The organism is Agromyces binzhouensis, from assembly GCF_004135055.1.
GTDB classification, from domain to species: Bacteria; Actinomycetota; Actinomycetes; order Actinomycetales; family Microbacteriaceae; genus Agromyces; species Agromyces binzhouensis.
Genome location: NZ_SDPL01000249.1, coordinates 1 through 4,558, shown reverse-complemented (window position 1 = coordinate 4,558; position 4,558 = coordinate 1). Strand labels below are relative to the sequence as shown.

The window sequence follows — 4,558 nt, the reverse complement described above, 5'->3', positions numbered from 1 at the left end:
CCCGGCTCGCGGGCATCGCCCGGCCCGCGGCGCCGACGCGGCGCCGCGCGGTGGCGCGGGCTCCCGCCCCGAACGAGTCGTCGGCCTCGAGGACCGGAAGCACGATGGCGGGCTGGCACTCGAGGTGCACCTCGACCTCGTGCGTGCGCTGGTCCTCGATGATCGCCTCGAAGGGGACGCGGACCGTCCGGAAGCGGCCGCGACGACGTGGCGGGGCGGACCGCAGGCCGATGGCCAGGCGGTCGGTCGGCGCACCGGCGAAGGGGGCGCGCGCGACCGCGACGACGTCGACCCTCCACAGTTCGCTGGGACAGGTCGCGACACCCGAGAGATGGATGACGCGGATGCCGCCGCTCGTCACCGCGACGGCGGCGAGGTCGTCGACGATGACGTGCGCGTGATCGATCGTGTGGGCCATGTTCGCTGACGCTACGGATGTCAAGGCCCCCCGACATCAGTGCTGGCGCTGAGAACGGCGACCGTAGTCTGGCCGGATGCGATTCGGATTCTTCGTTCCCCAGGGCTGGCGTCACGACCTCGTCGGCATCGATCCCGCCGACCACTGGTCGACGATGCACGGCCTCGCCGCCTACGCCGACCGCGACGGCTCGCCGTGGGAGTCGATCTGGGTCTACGACCACTTCCACACCGTGCCCGTGCCGAGCGAGACGGAGGCGACGCACGAGGCGTGGTCCCTCATGGCCGCGTACGCCGCGTCGACGTCGCGGGTCCGCCTCGGGCAGATGTGCACGTGCATGGCCTACCGGAACCCGGCGTACCTCGCGAAGGTCGCCGCAACCGTCGACGTCATCTCCGGTGGCCGCGTCGAGATGGGCATCGGCGCCGGATGGTACGAGCACGAGTGGCGTGCCTACGGGTACGGGTTCCCCGACGCGCCGGCCCGGCTCCGGATGCTGCGCGAGGGCGTCGAGGTCATGCACCAGGCGTGGACGACCGGGAGGGCGAGCCTCGACGGCGAGTTCTACACGGTCGACGAGGCGATCGTGCAGCCGCAACCGCTGCAGCAGGGCGGGATCCCGATGTGGGTCGCCGGCGGCGGAGAGAAGGTCACGCTGCGCATCGCGGCGAAGCACGCCGCGTACACGAACTTCTACGGGAGCCCCGAGGAGTTCAGCCACAAGAGCGAGGTGCTCCGCGGGCACGCCGATCGCCTCGGTCGCGACTTCGGGTCCATCGTGCGCAGCGCCAACTTCAACACCGTGATCGGCGAGACCGATGCCGACGTCGAGCGCCGGCTGCAGGCCATCGAGGCCCGCCTGGCGGGCTCGGCGGGCCCGAAGGCCGCGGCGAAGTTCATCCACGAGTTCCGCTCGGATGCCGCGATCGCCGTCGGCACGCCGGACCAGGTCGTGGAGAAGCTGCTCGACATGCGCGAGCGCGGGCTCGGGTACGCCATCCACTACTTCCCGGAGGCGGCGTACGACCGCTCGGGCCTCGAGCTCTACGAGCGCGAGGTCATGCCGGCGCTCGCCTGAGTGCGGCGGCGCCGCGCGTCAGGCTGCGGCGCCGTCCTGCTCGCGGTCGACCTCGTCGAGCTTCGCGTCGAGCTGCGCGTCGGTCGGCTCGGTGTAGTGCGTGCCGTCGGGGAAGACGACGACGGGGATGTTGGTGCGGCCCGAGATCGCCTTGGCGCGGTCTGCGCCGTCGGCGACGACCATGAGGTCGACGTACTCGTAGTCGACGCCGCGGCGGTCGAGCAGCGCCTTGGAGCGTCGGCAGTCGCCGCACCACTCGGCGCCGTACATCGTGATTCGGGCGGGGTTCAGGTCGGTTGCAGTGGAAGTCACTCCGATAACCTACGCGGGTATCCTGTGCGGCATTCCCAGCGTGCGAGGATGCCTCGGGCAGGGGGCTCCGTCTTCCGGCGGTCGGGCCTACCCGACCGGCTCGCGATCCCACGCCGGGAGTTCGACGCCGACGAGTCGTGCGAAGGCACTGAGCTGCGCGACCCCCTGTGGCGTGCGCGGAAGCGCGTCGAGGAGGCCCGGCGAGTGGATGAGGTAGGCGGCGACCTGCGCGCGTGAGATCGCGACGTTCAGGCGGTTCTTGAGCAGCAGGAACTCGACTCCGCGCGGCGCGGCAGCGGCGGATGACGCGGCCAGCGAGACGATCGCGACCGCGGCCTCCTGCCCCTGGAACTTGTCGACCGTGCCGACCGGGACCGCGGTGTACCCGGCGCGATCGAGTGCGTCGCGAACGACCGCGAGCTGGGCGTTGTAGGGCGTCACGACGATGACGTCGGACTGCTCCAGCGGCCGGGGCCGGGCGCGGTCGGGTTCGCCGTCGCCGTGCGCGATGTGCGTGAACGCGCGGCCGAGCAGCGACCCGACGATGCGGACGACCTCGGCGGCCTCTTCGATCGACTCCGTCGTGTTGCCCTCGTGCTCGATCGGCACCGGCGTCAGGCCCGGCTCGACGCCGTCGATGCCGCGAAGCGCCGCGGACGGGTGAGACGCCAGTTCGCCCTCGTACGACAGGGCCGAGACCGACGCTGCCAGGGCGGGGTGCATGCGACGGCTCTCGGCCAGGAAGTACCCGAACTCCGATGGCAGCACGTCGTGGCCGTCGGCGACCCAGCCGAGGGCGGACATGTCGACGGGTTCGGGGTGGGTGCCCTGGCTCACCTGCGGCAACTGCTGCGGGTCGCCGAGGAGGAGGAGCCTGCGCGCCGCGACCGAGGCGGCGATGGTCGATGCGAGGGAGAACTGGCCCGCCTCGTCGATGACGAGCACGTCGAGCGCACGTCGAGCGACCCGGTCGGCGTTGGCGAAGTCCCACGCGGTCCCGCCGACCACGAAGCCGTGATCGCGGTTGGCCGAGATGAACGACGCCATCGCGTCCTTCTCGATCGCGGTCCAGCCGCGCTCGGCGCCATCGCTCCGATCCTTCGGCGCCTTGGCGATGCGACGCGGGTCGAGCCCTGCGCCCACGACGGCGTCGAGCAGGTGCTCGACGACCGCGTGCGACTGCGCGACGACGCCGACCTTCCAGCCGTGGTGGCCGACGAGGCGCGCGATGACGTGCGCCGCGACGTAGGTCTTGCCGGTGCCGGGGGGACCCTGCACCGCGAGGTAGGAGTCGTCGAGGTCGCCGAGCGAGCGCACGACCGCGCCGACGTACTCGTGGTCGGGCAGCGGGGCGAGTGCGCCGGAGCGCGTGCGCGGCGGGAGGCGGCGCAGCAGGTCGACGCCGGGGTCCTTCGGCCACTCCGGGTGCCGGTCGACGATCGGGCGCGCCCATTCGGCGATCGCCGCCTTCTGCCGGCCGGCGGGAGGCGGGTTGCCCGGCACGAGTGCGAACGGCAGGTCGCGCCACGTGTCGTCGACAGTCGACCGCTCCTCGATGCGGACGCCGTCGGGCGTCGCCTCGAGCACGGTCGCCTTGGCCCAGGCCCGCGAGCCGGGACGACGCGAGAACGACGGGAACGGGGCAGGCCAGTCGTAGAGCAGGTAGAGCTCGGCGCCCGCGCTGAACCGCGAGCCGGGGGCGATGCGGCCGCGGAGGAGCAGTTCGCGGCGGTCGAACTGCTGCCGGCCCTCGCGGTACCAGTCGTGCAGCACGACCGTGCGGGCCGGATCGACGACGAGCACGTCGCGGTGGTCCTCCCACGCCTCGAGCGGCTGCTCGACCCGGAAGAAGTGCCCCCACCAGAACGTCTTGAGCTCGCGTTCGTGGTAGTCGATCGCGGCGGAGGCGAGTGCGAGCGCCGTGCGGTCGGGGTCGTCGCGACGCTCGTCGGCACCGCCCGCGAGCGCGGACAGCGCCGTCGCGAGCGGACTCGCCGCGTACTGCTTGACGGTCGGCTCGGCGAGCAGGAGCGCCGGCACGGGCGCGACGCCGTTCGACCTGGCGAGGCCGAGCAGCCAGTCGCGCAGGCGGAGCGTCGAGACGCAGTCGTACTCGTTGTACTCGGCGAGGTCGTCGAGCACGAGCTGCGCCGCCTCCGCGTCTCCGGTCGCGGCGAGCTCGCGCGCGCGCACGTACTCCAGGATCGAGTCGCCGCCCGACTTCACGTCGGCCTCGCGGAGCCGCTCGCCCATGTAGAGGGGTTCGAGCTTCTTGATCGAGTACGAGCGGCTGCCGACGCGCACCGCGCGCTTGACGATCGGGTAGAGGTCGACGAGCACGCCGTCGGCGAGCAGCTGGTCGACCTCGGCCTCGCCGACGCCGTGGCGTGCCGCGATCGACGTCAGGTGCGTGCGCTCGTAGCTGGCGTAGTGGTAGATGTGCAGGTTCGGGTGCCGCTCCCGACGCTCCTTCACGAAGGCGAGGAACTGCACGAGCGCCTCGCGCTCCTCGGCGAACCCGTGCGCCCAGATCGGCGTGAACCGCTCTTCGACGTCGATCATGCCGAACAGGTAGTCGAGACCCCACTCCGTCGCGGCGCCCTCGGTGTAGAGCGGGTCGCCCTCGAAGTCGAAGAAGAGGTCGCCGGCGTCGGGCTCGGGGATCGCCGCGAGCGCGCCCGGCTCGCGCACCTCGACGGGCGGCGGCAGCGGCGGATCGTCGGGCGAGCGGTCGCCCGACGCCTCGGCGG

4 protein-coding genes are annotated in these 4,558 nt (G+C 72.2%); 1 reads left to right on the top strand and 3 read right to left on the bottom strand.

Translation table 11 applies throughout. The annotated features are described in order from the left end of the window. The coding region (locus ESO86_RS11860; RefSeq protein WP_165307722.1) for a hypothetical protein at positions 1–418 on the bottom strand (418 nt) is incomplete at its 3' end. A gap of 76 nt (positions 419–494) precedes the next feature. Here ESO86_RS11860 and ESO86_RS11855 point away from each other — a divergent pair. Continuing rightward, a complete protein-coding gene (locus ESO86_RS11855; protein ID WP_129235217.1) occupies positions 495–1,496 on the top strand; it encodes an LLM class F420-dependent oxidoreductase in 1,002 nt (333 codons plus the stop codon). 18 nt (positions 1,497–1,514) lie between these two features. On the opposite strand, the gene ESO86_RS11850 is transcribed toward ESO86_RS11855, so the two are convergent. Then, positions 1,515–1,766, bottom strand: coding sequence for a glutaredoxin family protein (locus tag ESO86_RS11850; RefSeq protein ID WP_129235218.1), 252 nt, complete (start codon positions 1,764–1,766; stop codon positions 1,515–1,517). A 129-nt stretch (positions 1,767–1,895) separates the two neighbouring features. Beyond that, a partial coding sequence (locus ESO86_RS11845; RefSeq protein ID WP_129235216.1) for a TM0106 family RecB-like putative nuclease occupies positions 1,896–4,558 on the bottom strand: 2,663 nt, incomplete at its 5' end.